This window comes from Marinobacter koreensis, from assembly GCF_023156285.1.
GTDB lineage: Bacteria > Pseudomonadota > Gammaproteobacteria > Pseudomonadales > Oleiphilaceae > Marinobacter > Marinobacter koreensis.
In genome coordinates this window covers 239,966-257,008 of record NZ_JAKZAJ010000005.1, presented here as the reverse complement: position 1 = coordinate 257,008, position 17,043 = coordinate 239,966, and the positions used below count along the sequence as shown (strand labels likewise).

The following is a 17,043-nucleotide window of genomic DNA, read 5'->3' as shown; positions in this document are numbered from 1 at the left end:
ACCACAAGGCGTCGAAACCCAACCGGCCGTCCCTGCTCTCATCGATCAGAGGCAGCTCAGAACGACAACAAGGGTTCGGCAACAAAGGACTAGGAACAGGCAGCAGTGATCATGCGCGACAAGTACAAATACATTGGCCCGGTCTACGACCTCCTGAGCAACCTCTACAGCGGAAAGAACATTCACCGGTGCAAGACCGCAATGCTGGATGTGGAGACAGTGCAACCCGGTGACCGAATCCTGTTCGCCGGCGTCGGACACGGTCGTGATGCCATCCGTGCGGCCGAACTGGGCGCCGACGTGACTGTCGTCGATCTGTCAGAAACCATGCTGCGGAAATTTGGGGAAGCTCAGGAGAAGGAAGCTCCCCACCTGACCATCCGCCGTATTCACAGCGACATCATGAAAGTCGACGAGTTCGAGCAGTACGACATGGTCATTGCCAACTTTTTCCTGAACGTCTTCGACGAGGACATGATGGTCCGGGTCCTGGAACACCTGATCCGCCTCGGCAAGGCCGACGCCCGAGTTGTCGTCGGCGATTTCTGCTACCCGACGGGCAACCTGCTCTCCCGCCTGTTCAAGAAACTGTACTGGTACATGGCGGTCTTCGTGTTCTGGCTGTTCGCCAATAACGCATTCCACAAGATCTATAACTACCCCGAACACATGCAGCGTCTGGGACTGAAGGTGACCGACAAGAAGCACTTCAAGCTGCTCAACATGGATTGCTATTGGTCCATCCTCGGGCGCAAGCAGGCCTAACCCAGCGTTCTCCGCCAACAAAAAGAAACCGGGAGCATAGATATGACGGATCAGATTCTTGCACTGGACAGCCTCAGGGTCCTGGAGAGCGGCAACTTCAGCTTTGCCGAGCGCGTCGCGTTCCTTAAAAAGCACGGAACCCACTCGCAGTCCTTCTCCACCCTGCAGCCGGGCATGCAATATTTCGATTTGCCCGGCATCGGTTACATCGCCTACATGCGCAAATGGGGCGGCACCTTTGTGCTTTCAGATCCGGTGTGTGCCCCCGAGAACTTTGCCGTCATGCTTGAACGGTTCCACCAGCGCTTCCCCAACGCCAGTTATATCCAGGTATCCCGTTCAGTGGTGGATTTCCTGCATCTCAGGTTCGGCATGTACGGCACGCAGTTTGGCAGTGAGTCGCGGATCGATCTGGGAAAATGGAATCTCTCGGGCAAGAAAAAACAGATCCTCCGGACCGCACTGAACCAGGCCGAGAAAAAAGGGATTACCGTCAAGGAGCGCTTCAGCGATGACCACACCCGGGAGATCTCCGAGGCCTGGATCCGGACGAGAAAATGCAAGAGCAATGAGATCCGCTTTCTGATCCGGCCCATGGAGATGGAGTATCGGGAGAACGAGCGCCATTTCTATGCCTATGAAAACGGCAAGGCGGTGGGTTTCATCTACTTCGACCCGATCTACCGGAACAATGAGATCATCAGTTATGTTCCGAATATTTCCAGGGCCAATGCCGAGTTCCGTCAGGGCATCTTCTACACGCTCATGGCCCACGCCATGGACGTGTTCAAGGCCGAAGGCGTGCCCTATCTCGATCTTGGACTCATTCCACTGTCGCTGGATCGAACAACAGAACATCAGGAAAGCGGCCTGCTGAAACGCCTTCTCCACCTGATCTACGAGAAAGGCAACTTTCTTTATAACTTCAAGGGGCTGGAATTCACCAAGTCCCGGTTCCGTGGCGAGGCCTTCAAGACCTACTGCTGCCACCGGCGGGCCATTCCCGCGCTGGAATTCCTCGCCATGTTCAAGCTGACCCGGCTGCTCTGACCGGGTCTGCCAGTCCCCCCCAATGTTGATCGGCCTGGCTTGCAACCAGGTCGATCGACGCCATGAAAGTCAGCAAACCGTCGGGCAACGCGCCGGAAAGCAACACGCGTGAGACCGGTGGCTCATCGGAACCGGGGGAACCCGGTCCGGTTTCTATCCCCGATTCTTTCAGCAGATAGTGAACCCGTCGGGCAATGGCGTCCCCCGAGTCCACCCAGTATCGAACCCCGGGCATCACAGCCTCCAGGTCCGAACGCAGAAGCGGATAGTGAGTGCAGCCCAGAACCACCGTATCAACACCGGTCAGAAGCAGAGGCTCAATGGCCTCCGCGAGTTCATCCCGAGGCACCGGCTGGCCTCGCACCAGATCCTCTGCCCAGCGGACCAGACCGGGATGGCCTAGCAGCTCCACCTGACAGTGCGGTGCAAAACTGTCGATCAGGCGGGCCAGATAGAGTCGTCGAATGGTCGCCGGTGTTGCCAGCACGCCCACTCGGCCATTGACGGTCAATTTTGAGGCAGGCTTGATTGCGGGCACAACACCCACCACCGGCACCCGCACCAACTCCCGCAGACGAGGCAACACCACCGTACTCGCGGTATTGCAGGCCACCACCACGACATCGCAGGGCGTCTCGGCCAGGGCCTTGAGAATCAGCGATGTGCAACGCTCGATAACCACGGCCTCGGGCTGGCTGCCATAGGGGAAACCGGCCGTGTCGGCCAGATAGACGAGCCGGGCTGCGGGGAGCTCGCGGTGGATACAGTCGGCAACGCTCAACCCACCCACGCCGGAGTCAAATACCAGGATTCTGGACATGGACGTCACCCGCCGCTCACGTCACCAGCGATTTCGCGCTCCATTGCCTGAATCAGGCGGCCGGCAATGGTGGTCTCCGGCGGTATGGGCGGCGTATCACCGGGCGCAAACCAGCCTGCGTCCGACAGCTCGTCCTCCTGAAGCACCAAGCTGCCATCGACGTAATCCGCAAAGAAACCGACCATGAGCTGATGAGGAAAAGGCCAGGGCTGGGATCCCTGATACCGGATGTTGTTCACCGTCAGGCCTGTCTCCTCCAACACCTCCCTGGCGACCGCTTCTTCAAGGGTTTCTCCCGCTTCCACGAATCCCGCAATCAGGCTGTAGAAGTGTCGCTTCACCCGCGCGTTCTTCGCCAGCAGGAATCGATCCTGCTTGCGGATCACAACGATCACACAGGGTGCAATTCTCGGGTACCATGGGATACCGCAGGCGTCACACCATTTTGCCCGCTCCCGTGCGTGAAGCCCGGTTTCCTGACCGCAACGCCCACAGTAGCGGTGATCCCGCCACCACTGAAGCACCTGGAGCCCGGTACTCAAAAGGGCAGCTGGAGCCTCCTCGCCCGCCAGCAGGGCTTCCCTCAGACTGACCGGCTCAGCCTCCGGCGGCAACTCTGAAATCTCTGCTACATAAAGCGGTCGCTCGCCCGACGTTCCCAGCGATACCGGGCCGGTAGACAGGTCCTGAAGTCGGGTCTGTTCTCCGGCATGGAGCCAGCCATTCCGGGGCTTGACGATATCCGAGCCGGAAACCAGCAGAAAACGCGCAGTGTGGTCGGGCGGTTCGGTGGTCCAGCCCGGATTCCAGTCTGAAGTGCTCATCGGCGGTGAACGTCTTTTTCGTTGAAACAGAACGGCAATGTACCACATTGCAGGGAGTGCCAAGAATGATCCGGCGACTTTCCGCCCAAAGCCCAACCAAGTAAACTTAGCGCCTGTTTTCAGTCACCGGAGCGACACCTTATGCGACTTTACCAGGGCTTTCGCAGCCTGATCCTGACCATTTTTCGCAAGATTCTGTTCTTGTGGGTCCGGACGGATGTCAGTGGTAACAGCGCCGAGACCCTGGGCCTCGATCCGGAAAAGCCGGTCTGCTACGTGCTCCAGTACAGTTCCCTCTCCAGCCGCCTGGTTTTGGAGCAGGAGGTAATTCGAGCCCATTTGCCCGGTGCCAGCGAAGCACTGCCGGTCAAGAACGGTCCCGCTCATTCGTTCTTTTTTCTCTATCGCCGGATTGGCGGTCTGTTCAGCGGCGGCCGGCAGACACCGGTTCCCACCAACGAATTCCAGGCCCTCGTGCGCTATGGACTGGAGCATCCGGAACAGGATGTGCAGATCGTGCCGGTATCCCTGTTCTGGGGGCGGTCCCCGGACAAGGAAAAATCCCTGGTGAAGCTGCTGTTATCCGACACCTGGTCTGTGGCCGGGCGCCTGCAGAAGTTTCTGATCATCATGGTGCATGGACGGAATACCTACGTTCAGTTCAACCAGCCGCTGTCCCTGAAGCAGGTCATTGATGAGTACCGGCACAGCGAGGAGCGAGCCAACCGGAAGCTGGCTCGCCTGTTGCGAACCCATTTCCGCCGCGTTCGGCAGGCGGTGCTCGGCCCGGATCTGTCCCACCGGCGAACATTGGTGGAGGGGCTGGTCAGGACCCAGGCGGTGAAAGAAGCCATCCGGGAAACCGCGGCAAAAGACGACATTCCGCCCGAGAAGGTACGCGGCAAAGCCTATAAATACGCGGACGAAATCGCCGCCAGCATGTCCATCGTGACCATCCGTTTTCTGGAAGTGGTGCTCTCCTGGCTCTGGAACCGGATCTACAACGGTATCGCGGTGAACAACATCCAGGAAGTGAAGGAGGTCGCGCAGGATAACGCGGTGGTCTATGTGCCCTGTCACCGTTCGCACATCGACTATCTGCTGTTGTCCTACGTGCTCTACAAGAACGGACTGATGCCGCCACACATTGCCGCAGGCATCAACCTGAACATGCCGATCGTCGGGCCGATCCTGCGACGCGGCGGCGCGTTTTTCATGCGTCGCTCGTTCCGGGACAACCCCCTCTATGCGACCGTCTTCAACGAATACATGCACGTGATGTTTTCCCGGGGCTATTCAGTGGAATACTTCATAGAAGGTGGGCGCAGCCGCACCGGACGCATGCTGCAACCCCGGCCGGGAATGCTGTCGATGACGGTCCGGAGTTTCCTTCGTGATCATCGCAAACCCATCGTTTTTGTGCCGGTTTATTTCGGCTATGAGAAAGTCATGGAAGGTCGCTCCTACCTGGGCGAGCTCCGGGGCAAGAAGAAACAGAAAGAGAGCGTGTTCGGACTGGCCAAGACCGTTCGCAAGCTGACCAATTCATTCGGTCGGGTGGCTGTCAACTTCGGCGATGCAATCCCGCTGGCCCAGGTCCTGGACACCGTTCATGACAGCTGGCGTGATGAGGCGTACGACGCGGAATACCGGCCCGCCTGGCTCACAGATGCGGTGGACGTGCTCGCGCAGCGGGTCGCAGCCAACATCAACGCCTCCGTGGCCGTGAATCCGATCGGCATGACCGCCACGGTGCTTCTGGGTACAGAGCGCCTCGCCATGGACGAAGGGCAATTGATCCGACTGATGGACCAGTACGCCCGGCTGCTCACCACCTTCCCCTACGCCGAGACAGTGACCCTTCCGGAGGGCTCGGGCAAAGACTGGATTGCCTACTGTGAATCCATGGGACTGATCACTCGCCAGCCGCAGAAGCTGGGGGACATCATTGCCCTGGAGGGCAGCAATGCCATCCTGATGACCTACTACCGGAACAACATCCAGCATCTGTTTGCCCTGCCCTCACTGATCGCGAGCCTGTTCGAGAACAAGGATTCGCTGCGCCGGGACAAGATCGTGTTCCTGACCAGTGTCGCTTATCCCTACCTGCAATCGGAGCTGTTCCTGAAATACTCCATGGAGGAAATTGACGGGATCATTAACCAGTGGATCGATGTATTGGTCGACCTTGGTCTCCTGACAATCCTGGAAGACGACCGGATTGGCCGACCGGAGGAAGGGACCGAAGCCATGCTCCGCCTGCGCATCCTGTCCCGCTTCATCATCCAGACGCTGGAGCGCTATCACATTGCCCTAGGGATACTGAGAAAATACGGCTCGGGCAAGATCAGCGCGAGCGAACTGGAAGAGCAGAGCACACTGCTGGCAGAGCGTATGTCGATCCTGTTCGGGCTGAATGCCCCGGAATTTTTCGACAAGAGCCTGTTCCGCAATTTCATCGCGAACATGCAGAAGAACGGTGTTATCACCACCGACGAAAACGGCCTGATCAGCTACGGTGAGGGGCTGGAAGAGGTGGCTGAGGACGCAAGACTGGTCCTGAGCGTGGAAAAGCGCCAGGCCATCCAGCAGGTCACCATGATGGGCGCCTGAACGGCTCAGGCGTCAGGAAGGGCCTTGATGGCGTAAATGTCGTAACGGCTGCTCTTGCCTTCAATCCGGGTACTGGGCTCCGGTCCCGGAATGGGCGGAGCCTTGCGCGGGCGCTTCACTACGACTCGATAAGTGGCAACCGCGAGGGCAGCCGACAACAATTCTTCAGCATCCGGATCCTCGCCCACCACCTGGCGAAAGACTTCCATTTCTTTTTTGACGCGGGCCGACTTGTCTCGGTGCGGGAACATGGGGTCCAGATAGACGATGTCCACGGACCCGGGTTCCCTCTGCCGCATCCAGTCGCTACTGCTCCCTTCCGCCAGATGCATCCGCGCAACGATGGGCGCGCAATCGGTATTCAGCCGGGCGCGATCCAGGCCATCCTCCAACAGGGCGTGAATAACCGGATTGCGTTCGAACAGAGTGACGTCACAGCCAAGCCCGGCCAACACGAAAGCATCCTGGCCAAGGCCCGCCGTGGCATCCAGCACCGCCGGGCGGGCGCGGCTTTTCTGCAAACCAACCGCGCGGGCAACCAACTGCCCTGCACCGCCACCGTGTTCCCGTCGATACCCCATTTTGCCCGACACAAACTCGGCACGGACCGGCCCTGGCGCCCCTTTACCCGTCACCTGCAGACAGACGCCCGCCTCATCCAGGTAAAGAACAAGGGGGACGTCGGTAACATCCTTCGGTCGAAGTACGCCACGATCCGGGATGCCAAGACGTTCACTTAAACCCCGGGCTTTCAGGGCATCACCAAGGGGGCTGCGACCGACGATCAGGGACGGAATCGTCCGGTGCGAAGATACGGATCCGGAGGTCATCAGACGATAATATCAATGCCGGCGAGTGAGCTCGCAGCACCCGAATCCTGGCCAGCTGCAGCGACACCGGCAAATGTGGAGAGAGCCTTCGCGGTTGGAAGTGGCAGTTCGTTGGCCTGAAAGCGCTCCAGACGAGTGTCTTCGGCAGCCCGCCGGGCCTCTACCCGACGGGCCAGATTATCACTGCCCGGAGCCGTGGGTTCTGACGTGGACCGTCGCCCGTTGTCGGCCAGGTTCTGACGAACGGCTTGCGAGTTGGCATCCGGCGAGGCCGCCGGTGCACGGGCACCCTCGGTCCGTTCCCGGACGGGGCTATTGTTACCGTTCTGGTAGAGAGATTGATTACCGGGGCTGATACCGCCAATCATTGAAAGACACCGCTCAACGAATGATCAAAGATTAGCCGAGTATGAAAGAAAGCGGGCAGGATTGAAAGCGTGTTGACCAACCCGGGTACTCAGGCCCGGCCGGGAAGTTTTTTCCAGGCTACCTCGTCCCGGATGTAAACGGGCTGGGCCTGACTGGCCGGTACGGTTCGGCCATCCGCCAGGGCGCTTTCGGCCAGACGGGCCACCCAACTCGCCCGGAGCAGCAAATCCGGTTCGACCATCGCCATCTGCTCCGTCACATCGGAGGGCATATCACTGCGGAATTGCCAGCCCGGTCCGGCACCCAGCCACCGCCCGGAATCACCTTCAAGGCGAACCGCCGACGGGGGGCAGACGCGTTCTTTACCCATAAGTCTCGGGAAGCCTCGCCGGATCTCGTAACAGCCCCAGTACACTTCCCCCATACGCGCATCGAACGCCACCGCAATCGCGTCGCCTTCCCGGGCATCAAATGCCTCAATGGCGCCAAATGCCACCGCTTCCAGGGAAGAGACCGGAACCACCGGTAGCTCGAGACCCCAGGCCATCCCCTGGACCACGCCGGTGGCAATCCGCAGCCCGGTGAAGGAGCCCGGACCACAGGCAAATGCCAGAGCGTCCAGATCGACTGGCGCCAGGCCTTGCCCGGACAGTAACGACCGCACCATTGGCATGAGCAGACGGGTGTGCCCACGGGACGCAACCTCGAAACGCTCGGTCAATTCTCCGTCAACCAACAGGGCTGCAGAGCAGCCCTCCGATGAGGTATCCAGTGCGAGAAGTTTCACAAGAGCCCAGCCCGATCGCCGTATCCGATTACTTCAGACGGGACAGAATTTCGTCCCGGATGCTGTCCAGACTGCCAACACCCTCGACGCGAACATACTTGGGCGCCGCAGCGGCATCTTTCTCCGCCCACTGCTGGTAAAAACCGACCAGGGGAGCGGTCTGCTCATGGTAAATTTTCAGGCGCTTGCGAACCGTCTCTTCCTGGTCGTCTTCGCGCTGAACCAGAGGCTCGCCGGTTTCATCGTCCTTGCCTTCAACCTTGGGAGGATCGTATTTGACGTGGTAGATCCGGCCACTGCCCTCATGCACGCGACGACCAGACAGGCGGCTGACGATCTCCTCGTCATCGACCGCGATCTCGACGACATAATCGATGGCGATGCCCTGGTCTTTCAGTGCTTCAGCCTGGGGAATGGTGCGCGGGAAGCCGTCGAGCAGGAAACCGTTCTTACAGTCAGGCTGCTGGATACGCTCCTCGATCAGGGCAATGATGATGTCGTCTGACACCAGACCACCGGACGCCATGACTTCTTTCACCTGGTTACCCAGTTCGGAACCGGATTTCACCGCGGCCCGCAACATGTCACCGGTGGAGATCTGGGGAATATCAAACCGTTCGGTGATGAACTGGGCCTGAGTCCCCTTGCCCGCGCCCGGCGCGCCTAACATGATGATTCGCATACGTTGTGCTCCCATTGTCTTCTTTATCATTTGAAAAGCTGCGGCAAAAACCCGTGCCTTTGCGACAGCCTCTCACGCCCTGGGCGGTTGCCGGGGAAACGCGACGAGGCCGCATTATACGAACTCAGTCGCCCCATAGAAAGTCGACCTCCGTATCATGGAGCAAGAACGGAACGGCCCGAGGGCGTCGCAGCAGGATGGGCGTCAGGCGGAAAGAGAGGTTGCGAGGGCGTCCAGCTCAGGAGCGACCCGGTCAACTTCCTGTTCAAGCCCGTCCAGGATTCCGGCATCGAATCCAAGCGCCTCAAGCAGGGACGGAACGTCGTCCGGGTTGAATTCATCACCGATCCCACGGGGTTTGAGAAGGGCATTGGCCAGTTGCACGACCAGCACGTAACGTTCGTGCTCACCGTGATAGCCGGGGTGCTGGTGCATTCCGGCGGACTTGATGACCGGATCCGGAAGCTGCCAGAGTCGATGGAGGATTCCGCCAATCGCACCATGGCCGACCGCAAGAATCTCCTGACTGTCAGCCCGGCCGAAGACCTGTTGCTCCAGCGAATGCATACTGGCCTCCGGATTGGCCTCACGTAACTGATTGAGTTCGTCGAACTCGGCCGGAAACAGATGACCGACCAGCAGAAGGCCGAAGTTGTGCAACAGGCCACACAGATACGCGAGCCCTTTGTCCAGATCGCACCGGACAGCGAGACTCTGGCAGACAAACGCGCAGTAAAGGGAATGACGCCAGAATGCATCCATCCCCAGCATGCCCTGCCGCGGGACCTCAAAGGCGCGCACGGACGCAATGCCCAGAGCGATATGAGCGACCCTGTCAAAACCCAGTACACGGGTAACCGCTTCCTGAACTGAATTGACCTGCCCCGGGTAATTGAACAATGCCGAGCGGGCGTAGCGCATGATCTGGGCCGTCAGGCTCGGATCGAATTCGATCAGTTCGGCCAGCTCCCGGGCCGTCGCCTCGGTATTGGCGGTCAGACGCAGGATTCTCAGCGCCAGCGCCGGCATCGGAGGCAAACGGTATAACTTCTGGAGCTTATCAGCCACTTCGTCGAGGCTGAGCGCCTTGCGGTCGCCATTACCCTGCCCCCGGATCACAAGCTGGGCCTTGCGAGCGCCCGCAAGGGCCAGGCGAAGACTTCGGCCGTCCACTTCGACAAGTGAGTTGTCCGTGCCGGCGGTGAATACCGCACGATCAAGGTTCAGGACATCCTCATCGATCAGCATCTTCAGCCCGTAGGCCGAACCGATCGGCGGAGCGAACCCGGGGTCGCAGTCTGAAAACAGTCTCGTGGTCTGACGTGCTGTCAGTGGCTGGAGGCGCCGCCCGGTCAACTGCCGGACTGCATCCAGATCAAGCGCGCTGTCGAACCGGTGGATGGCCATCATGACCCCCTCAATGTCGATGAGCAGCGTGGCCTGAACGAACTCATTCTGCGGACGACCGGAGGCCATCACTGCGGCATCCAGGTTGAGGACCTGATCAATGGGCAATTCCCGGTAATCGATGCCCTTTTTCTGGAAAAAATTCGCCAGTCGTGCCGCCAGTGCCAAATTGATACTCCTTTTCCTCAATGAGCGTCCGAGACGCCGATAAATCCGTCAGCCAGTGTTTCGCATACCGGCGGCAATGCCAGCCATGGTTACCTTCAGAGCACGCTCGACCATCTCCGGAACCTCGCCTTTACCCTCACTCTCCCGGTCTCGCTTGAGCAATTCCGCCTGAAGATAGTGCAAAGGGTCGGTGTACGGATTGCGAACCCGCATCGAATGGGCGAATACCGGTTCCTGCTCCAACAATTCTTTTTGCTCTTTCAGCTCCAGGAGACGCTGGATACAGCCCTGAAGTCTCTCCCTCAGGCTCTCTCCCAGGGTTCGCAAACGGTCATCGTCCAGAAGGATTTTCTCATAATAAGAGGCAATTCTCAGATCCGATTTGGCGAGAACCATCTCGAGCATATCCACATAGGTGCGGAAGAAAGGCCAGCCCTGCATCATTTCACGCATCAGCGGGAGGCGGTTATCCCGCGCGGCGTCCTCCAGCGCAACGTCACTGCCAAGCCAGCTGGGCAGCATCAGTCGCATCTGGGTCCAGGCAAAAATCCACGGTATGGCCCGCAGGCTCTCCACACCGCCCGAGGGTTTGCGTCGGGCGGGCCGGCTCCCCAGAGCGAGCTTGCCAAGCGCCTGTTCGGGCGTCACCTGGCGGAAATAGGGGACGAAATCGGGATTATCACGCACCACGTCCCGATAGGCCTTGAGTGACCGTTCGGTCAGCCAGTCCATGGTTTCCCGCCAGCTGTCATTCGGCTGTGGAGGTGGTGCCAGCGTCGCCTCAATCACCGCCGTGGTATAGAGCGTAAGACTCTGCACCGCCAATCGGGGCAATCCGAACTTGAACCGGATCATCTCACCCTGTTCGGTAATCCGGAAACTGCCGTTCACCGATCCCGGAGGCTGAGAAAGGATCGCCCGGTTGGCGGGCCCACCACCGCGGCCAACCGTTCCGCCGCGGCCATGGAACAGGGTCAGGTGAACGCCGTATTGATTGGCAACATGCGTCAGCTTTTCCTGGGCCTGATACTGGGCCCAGGCCGCCATCAACTGGCCGGCATCCTTGGAGGAATCCGAGTAACCGATCATTACTTCCTGGCGCCCCTGGCAGTACTCGCGATACCACTCCACTTCATAAAGAGCCGCCATCGCATCGGGCGCCCCGGTCAGATCGTCCAGTGTCTCGAACAAAGGCACCACACGCATGGGGAATTTCATCCCCGCCTCGCGCAGCAACAGAATCACGTTGAGAACATCCGATGGCGTACTCGCCATCGAGATGACATAGGATCCCAGGGCTTCCGGCGTCTGCCCCGCCACCACTTCACAGGTGGCCAGAACCTCCCGCACCGGGTCCGACGGTTCCCAGTTACGCGGCACCAGTGGTCGCCGCCCCTGGAGCTCCCGGACCAGAAAGGCCTGCCGTTCCTTCTCGGACCAGCTCAGGTAATCTCCCATTCCGAGGTAATCCACCATTTCCGCCACCGCTTCGGCATGTCTCGACGCCTCCTGGCGGATATCCAGACGAATCAGTGGCAATCCGAAGGTGTGGGCGCGACGGATGGTATCCAGCAGCGGACCATTGGCGATGGTCTCGAGGCCACAGTCCATCAGCGAGCGATAGCAAAGTTCGAGTGGTTCGGTCAGATCGCCATTCTCGAAAAGAATCCCGGAAGCGTCCGCCGGCTCGCCATTGACGCTGGCCTCCGCCCAGTCACGGGTACGTATCAGTCGGTCGCGGAGTTCCGCCAGCACCTGTCGATAGGGTTCCCGGGACTCGCCCACTCTGGCCCGAAGCTCCTCATTCGCCTGCCACATCGACAACTCTGCCCGCAGTGACTGGATATCCCGCAGGAAGAGGTCCGCGGCCATCCAGCGCCCGAGCAGGAACACCTTGCGGGTCACGTCGTGGGTGACATTCGGGTTGCCGTCGCGATCGCCGCCCATCCAGGAGGCAATACGGACCGGTGAGGCCTGTAGCGGCAAACCTTTCCCCGTCGCTTCCGACAACGACAGATCCAGGCTTCGCAGGAAATCGGGAAGGGCCTGCCAGAGACTGTTCTCGATGACGGCAAAGCCCCACTTGGCCTCATCCACTGCCGTCGGTCGCTCATGACGAATCTCGTCGGTGCGCCAGGCTTCGGCAATCAGACGCGACAGCCGCTCGACGATCTCGTCCCGTTCCGCTGGCATGAGGTCGTCGTGGTCCAGTTGCGCCAGACAGTCCGACATTTCATCGTACTTCATGATCAGCGTCCGGCGGGTCACCTCCGTCGGGTGGGCCGTCAACACGAATTCAATGCGAAGTTCAGCAACCCGGCGATGCAGCTCTTCGGGAGTCACCTTGCCCGTCTTCAGGCGGTCGAAAACTTCGGAGAACGACTCCACCATCAGATCAGACTGGTGTCCCCGCTTCCGACGGATACCGTGGTACTGCTCGGCCAGGTTGGCCAGATTGAGAAACTGGTTGAAGGCACGCGTTACCGGGAGGAGTTCGTCGTCGGAGAGCTTCCCGAGCAGGCTGACCAGTCGTTGCCCCGAACCGCTTTCCTGACGGCGATCGGACTTGGCAGCGGCCCGGATCTCCTCGATCAGATCGTAACAGTCCTGGCCGGGATAATGCTGGATATTCTGCCCCAGCAGCTCGCCCAGCATACGTACGTTTTCGCGCAGATCGGGATGTAGCTCAGTCACATTAACGTCCTTTTGAATTGACGGAGGCGAAGTAAACTTACGATACTAAGAATCAGTTGAAGAAGTCTATCGGCGTAACCGCCCATGGCAGCGAGGAGTATTCATGAAGGTCACCGATTTGCCCAAACACTGGGAGCAGAAGAAAGAAGCCGTAGAGCGTACCCACGACTACAATCTGCGCTTGCCGCTGGAAGACGCGGCCCGGGTTGCGGCGTTGGCGGAACTCTATCCCGACCGTTCGGAAGCGGATATTCTGAATGACATGATCGGTGCCGCCCTGGACGATCTGGTTCGTCAGAGCCCGATCAAGGACCGGCTGGAGAACAAAGAGAAGTAATATGCTCTGAGCCTGACAACCGGCGTGGCGGATGGCCACACCGGTGCAGAATCAGGAGTAAGGAAGGGGTCAGGCGACCGATTCGATCTGGCGCGCCTTCAGACGCTGGATGTGCTTCTGACTCAGGCTGACGAAACGGGGAGTGAGTCCCTGATCTTCGTAAATCTCAAACCCATCCTCGTCGTACGCTACCACTTTCGTGCCCTGCACATACGGGAAACTGGTTTCGAGCTCGTCGAGGGCGGCCGAAATAAGGTCGCGCATGAGATCCTGCGGCGATTTCATCGGATACAGTGCCGCCAGCTTTTCCAGTCGTTTGTGATGCTGGTCAGACAGCGCCATGAAATAGGCATCACGGGTCAGACGTCCCCGCGCATGCTTGTCCCAGTAATTGACCAGATCTTTGATTTTCATAGTGCCTTCACTCCTGCATCTTCTTGATGGCGTCCGGCGCACAACCGCAGTGCGTCCGATACCGGAAGTGTAGACGAAGCCTCCTCTTCGGGGGCCGGAAAATTGGTAACGGATTGTACTTACCGCAGGGCAGGTCTCATTTTTCGCGGTCCGCCTTTTCCACCCCTTTCACCGCTTGCCACACGGCATCCAGCGCCTCCAGGGACTCTTCGTCCATGTTTCGGCCCTCTTGCTCCAGTACCGATTCGATGGCCCGGAAGCGGGCGTCGAATTTGTGGTTGGTGCGTTTGAGGGCCTGCTCCGGATTTACCTTCATGAAACGTGCCAGGTTGACGCAGACAAACAGCAGGTCGCCCAGTTCGTCCTCGACATCATCGGCATCGCCGTGTCCCTCCTGGGCGGCCTGCCAGGCCTCTTTCAATTCGTCGATTTCCTCGTGGAGTTTGTCGAACACCGGCGCGATATCCGGCCAGTCAAAACCATGGAGGGCCGCCCGTCGCTGCAGTTTTTCAGCGCGGGCCATGGCAGGCAGGGTGCGTGCAATACCATCGAGGCGGCTCGCGGGCCGTTCGGCTCGCTGGCCACTGTCGCCCTGCTCTTTCTCAGCCCGCTCCTCGGCCTTGATGCGTTCCCAGCTCTCCTTGATCCAGGCTTCATCAGGCCGGTTGTCCGGATCAATACGACTGTCCAGAGTGCCCTCCGGGAAGACGTGAGGATGCCGGCGGATCAGCTTCCGAACCAGATGATCGACCACCCCGTCAAAATCAAAATGGCCATCCTCACGACCCATCTGCGAATAGAAGATGACCTGGAACAGCAGGTCACCCAGTTCGTCCTTCAGGTGTGGATAGTCCTCTCGGTCAATGGCATCGGCAACCTCGTAGGCCTCCTCGATCGTATGGGGCACAATGGTGGCGTAGGTCTGCTTCGTATCCCAGGGGCAGCCGCTCTCCGGCTCGCGAAGGCGGGCCATCAGAACCTTCAGGTCGTCGATCGAGTAACTCATCCGCGTTTGCGCCTCACGTCAATGATATTCGGCAGATTCCGGATCTGTGCCAGCAACCGGGCGAGCTGCTCCAGGCTGGAAATTTCCACGGTGACATTCATGGTCGCCGTGTTCTCATTCCGATTACTGAGCGTGTTGAGGGAAAGGACATCGCTTTTCGACGCGGATAGAACCTGCGTGATATCCCGCAGAAGCCCGGAGCGGTCATACGCCTCGATTTCGATGTCCACGGGATAGACGGCCGCAGGCGCGCCGCCCCAGCTCACCTCGATGATACGGTTCGGTTCGAACTCGCGAAGATTCAGAAACGTCAGGCAATCCAACCGGTGCACGGTGACACCGCGGCCGACAGTAATGTAACCGCCAATGGGATCCCCCGGCAGAGGCTTGCAGCACTTCGCGACCTGGGTCTTGAGCTTGCCCACCCCGAGTATCTGGATATCCGACTCGGTGTCGTAGGGTTTCTTGCGATGGCTGGTCAGTTTCAGGTCGAGCTGTTCGGTCTTCGGTTCCAGCATCTGCTGGGCCACATTGGCGACGTGGGTCGGGCGCAGGTCTCCTGCACCAACTGCCGCAAACATGTCTTCCGAACCGTGGTAATTGACCCGGCGGGCCAGCTCTTCCAGGTCCACCTCGTACAACGACAACCGCCTGAACTCGTCCTCGAGAATCGCCCGGCCATCGATGACGTTCCGGCCGCGGTCCTGTTGCTTGAACCAGTGGGTGACCTTGGCCCGGGCCCGCGACGTCTGTATGTAGCCCAGGCTCGGATTCAGCCAGTCACGGCTGGGTGCCTGATTGTTGGACGTGAGGATAAATACCTGGTCGCCAGTCTTCAGGGGATACGTCAGCGGCACAATGCGGCTGTTGACCCGCGCGCCCCGGCAGGCATGCCCAATTTCAGTGTGTACCCGATAGGCGAAATCCACCGGGGTAGCGCCCTGAGGCAGGTCTACGACATGCCCTTCCGGCGTGAAGACGTAGACCCGGTCAGAGGCCACGTCGGATTTGAGATGGTCTGCCAGCCCGGACAAATCTCCCAGCTCTTCCTGCCAGTCCAGCACCTGGCGAAGCCAGTTGATCTTGGCATCGTAACCGGTCGATTTGTTGTGCTTGTCGGTTCCCTTGTACAACCAGTGGGCACACACACCCAGCTCCGCTTCCTCATGCATCTTGTGGGTACGGATCTGGACTTCCATGACCTTGCCTTCCGGCCCGATCACGGCAGTATGAAGGGACTGGTAACCGTTTTCCTTGGGGTTGGCGATGTAATCATCAAACTCGTTGGGAATATGACGCCAGAGCGTGTGGACAATCCCCAATGCGGCATAGCAGTCCCTGACCTCCGGTACCAGAATGCGGACCGCCCTGACATCGTAGACCTGTGAGAAGTCGATGCCTTTCCGCCGCATTTTCCGCCAGATGCTGTAGATATGCTTCGCCCGGCCGGAAAGATCACCAGCAATGCCCGCTTCGGACAACTCCTTCTGGAGCGTATCGATCACACGTTTGATATAGCCTTCGCGGTCGAGGCGCTTTTCATCCAGCAGCTTGGCGATTTTCTTGTAGGCGGATTCGTGCAGGTAGCGGAACGACAGATCCTCGAGTTCCCACTTGATATGCCCGATTCCCAACCGGTGGGCAAGCGGTGCATAGATATCGAAGACTTCCCGGGCCACCCTCATGCGCTTCTCTTCCGGCGCGTTCTTGACCGCCCGGATAGCGCAGGTCCGTTCTGCCAGCTTGATCAGGGCTACGCGAACGTCGTCGATCATGGTCACCAGCATCTTGCGGACGTTATCCAGCTGGCCCTCACTCTGACCCAGTACATTGCCCTTGAGCGGGTGATGGATAGACGAGATCGCAGCCATCTGCTGGACACCATTGATCAGGCCCGCGACCTCATCGCCGAATTCCTTGCGGATGTCTTCCAGAGGGACACGCTCTTCCCGGACGGCTCGATAGAGCATCGCAGCCACCAGACTGGCCTGATCCAGATGCAGCTCGGCCAGTACCTGGGCCATTTCCAGACCAATCCGGAAACTGCTAGAACCGGGGGCCCACAGGCGGTCCTCCCGGAACGCCTGGAGATCAATCTCGGCAGCCTTTTCGCAGGCCCGGCGAAATTGATCAATGTCTTCAAGATGGGTTTGGGAGGCGATATGGCTGACACACTTTTCGATGTCGACCTCGCCGTCCCCGGTTACAGCATAATCTTCGCGAACTTTTACCATAGCGGTCTTCTGGTTCCCGTTCTTTACCGCGACCATCCCTGGC

Annotated in this window: 15 protein-coding genes; 4 read left to right on the top strand and 11 right to left on the bottom strand. The window is 59.3% G+C overall.

Features of this window, described 5'->3' with window-relative positions; genetic code table 11:
* Positions 1–111 precede the first annotated feature (111 nt).
* Positions 112–765 (top strand): class I SAM-dependent methyltransferase, encoded by a 654-nt coding sequence (locus MLD04_RS15005; protein ID WP_008937450.1) that lies wholly within the window; start codon positions 112–114, stop codon positions 763–765.
* Positions 766–807: 42 nt separating this feature from the next.
* Positions 808–1,815, top strand: coding sequence for a DUF2156 domain-containing protein (locus tag MLD04_RS15000; RefSeq protein WP_248160161.1), 1,008 nt, complete (start codon positions 808–810; stop codon positions 1,813–1,815).
* Here the strand turns inward: MLD04_RS15000 and murI are convergent.
* Together murI and nudC are read right to left on the bottom strand one after the other, a co-directional pair.
* On the bottom strand, positions 1,793–2,635 hold the full coding sequence (gene murI / locus MLD04_RS14995) for a glutamate racemase (RefSeq protein ID WP_248160159.1): 843 nt from the start codon (positions 2,633–2,635) through the stop codon (positions 1,793–1,795). The genes MLD04_RS15000 and murI overlap by 23 nt on opposite strands.
* Before the next feature lie 5 nt (positions 2,636–2,640).
* Positions 2,641–3,459, bottom strand: a complete 819-nt coding sequence (gene nudC / locus MLD04_RS14990) for an NAD(+) diphosphatase (RefSeq protein WP_248160151.1) — start codon at positions 3,457–3,459, stop codon at positions 2,641–2,643.
* Positions 3,460–3,600: 141 nt separating this feature from the next.
* On the opposite strand from nudC, the gene plsB reads away from it, so the two are divergent.
* Positions 3,601–6,072, top strand: coding sequence for a glycerol-3-phosphate 1-O-acyltransferase PlsB (plsB, locus tag MLD04_RS14985; RefSeq protein WP_248160149.1), 2,472 nt, complete (start codon positions 3,601–3,603; stop codon positions 6,070–6,072).
* 5 nt (positions 6,073–6,077) lie between these two features.
* Here the strand turns inward: plsB and MLD04_RS14980 are convergent, their stop codons facing one another.
* The 6 genes from MLD04_RS14980 to ppc all read right to left on the bottom strand — a co-directional run bounded on the left by MLD04_RS14980 (position 6,078) and on the right by ppc (position 13,009).
* A complete protein-coding gene (locus MLD04_RS14980; protein WP_248160147.1) occupies positions 6,078–6,902 on the bottom strand; it encodes a class I SAM-dependent methyltransferase in 825 nt (274 codons plus the stop codon).
* Positions 6,902–7,270: a hypothetical protein gene (locus tag MLD04_RS14975; protein ID WP_008937444.1), complete on the bottom strand. Its 369-nt coding sequence runs from the start codon at positions 7,268–7,270 to the stop codon at positions 6,902–6,904. The genes MLD04_RS14980 and MLD04_RS14975 overlap by 1 nt, the downstream gene beginning before the upstream one ends.
* A gap of 89 nt (positions 7,271–7,359) precedes the next feature.
* On the bottom strand, positions 7,360–8,058 hold the full coding sequence (gene tsaB / locus MLD04_RS14970) for a tRNA (adenosine(37)-N6)-threonylcarbamoyltransferase complex dimerization subunit type 1 TsaB (RefSeq protein ID WP_248160144.1): 699 nt from the start codon (positions 8,056–8,058) through the stop codon (positions 7,360–7,362).
* A 28-nt stretch (positions 8,059–8,086) separates the two neighbouring features.
* The gene (gene adk / locus MLD04_RS14965) at positions 8,087–8,740 is read right to left on the bottom strand and encodes an adenylate kinase (RefSeq protein ID WP_008937442.1); all 654 of its coding nucleotides are present in this window, start codon (positions 8,738–8,740) and stop codon (positions 8,087–8,089) included.
* A gap of 204 nt (positions 8,741–8,944) precedes the next feature.
* Positions 8,945–10,315 (bottom strand): HDOD domain-containing protein, encoded by a 1,371-nt coding sequence (locus tag MLD04_RS14960; protein WP_248160129.1) that lies wholly within the window; start codon positions 10,313–10,315, stop codon positions 8,945–8,947.
* A 48-nt stretch (positions 10,316–10,363) separates the two neighbouring features.
* The gene (ppc, locus tag MLD04_RS14955) at positions 10,364–13,009 is read right to left on the bottom strand and encodes a phosphoenolpyruvate carboxylase (RefSeq protein WP_248160127.1); all 2,646 of its coding nucleotides are present in this window, start codon (positions 13,007–13,009) and stop codon (positions 10,364–10,366) included.
* 103 nt (positions 13,010–13,112) lie between these two features.
* Here ppc and MLD04_RS14950 point away from each other — a divergent pair, with 103 nt between their 5' ends.
* A complete protein-coding gene (locus tag MLD04_RS14950) occupies positions 13,113–13,346 on the top strand; it encodes a hypothetical protein (RefSeq protein WP_008937439.1) in 234 nt (77 codons plus the stop codon).
* 69 nt (positions 13,347–13,415) lie between these two features.
* Here the strand turns inward: MLD04_RS14950 and MLD04_RS14945 are convergent, their stop codons facing one another.
* From MLD04_RS14945 to relA, 3 genes are all read right to left on the bottom strand, one after another.
* Positions 13,416–13,760, bottom strand: coding sequence for a pilin assembly protein (locus tag MLD04_RS14945; RefSeq protein ID WP_248160118.1), 345 nt, complete (start codon positions 13,758–13,760; stop codon positions 13,416–13,418).
* Between the two features lie 136 nt (positions 13,761–13,896).
* Positions 13,897–14,766, bottom strand: coding sequence for a nucleoside triphosphate pyrophosphohydrolase (gene mazG, locus MLD04_RS14940; protein ID WP_248160116.1), 870 nt, complete (start codon positions 14,764–14,766; stop codon positions 13,897–13,899).
* Complete coding sequence (relA, locus tag MLD04_RS14935) at positions 14,763–17,000, bottom strand: GTP diphosphokinase (protein WP_248160114.1); 2,238 nt, start codon at positions 16,998–17,000, stop codon at positions 14,763–14,765. The genes mazG and relA overlap by 4 nt, the downstream gene beginning before the upstream one ends.
* Between the last annotated feature and the right edge of the window lie 43 nt (positions 17,001–17,043).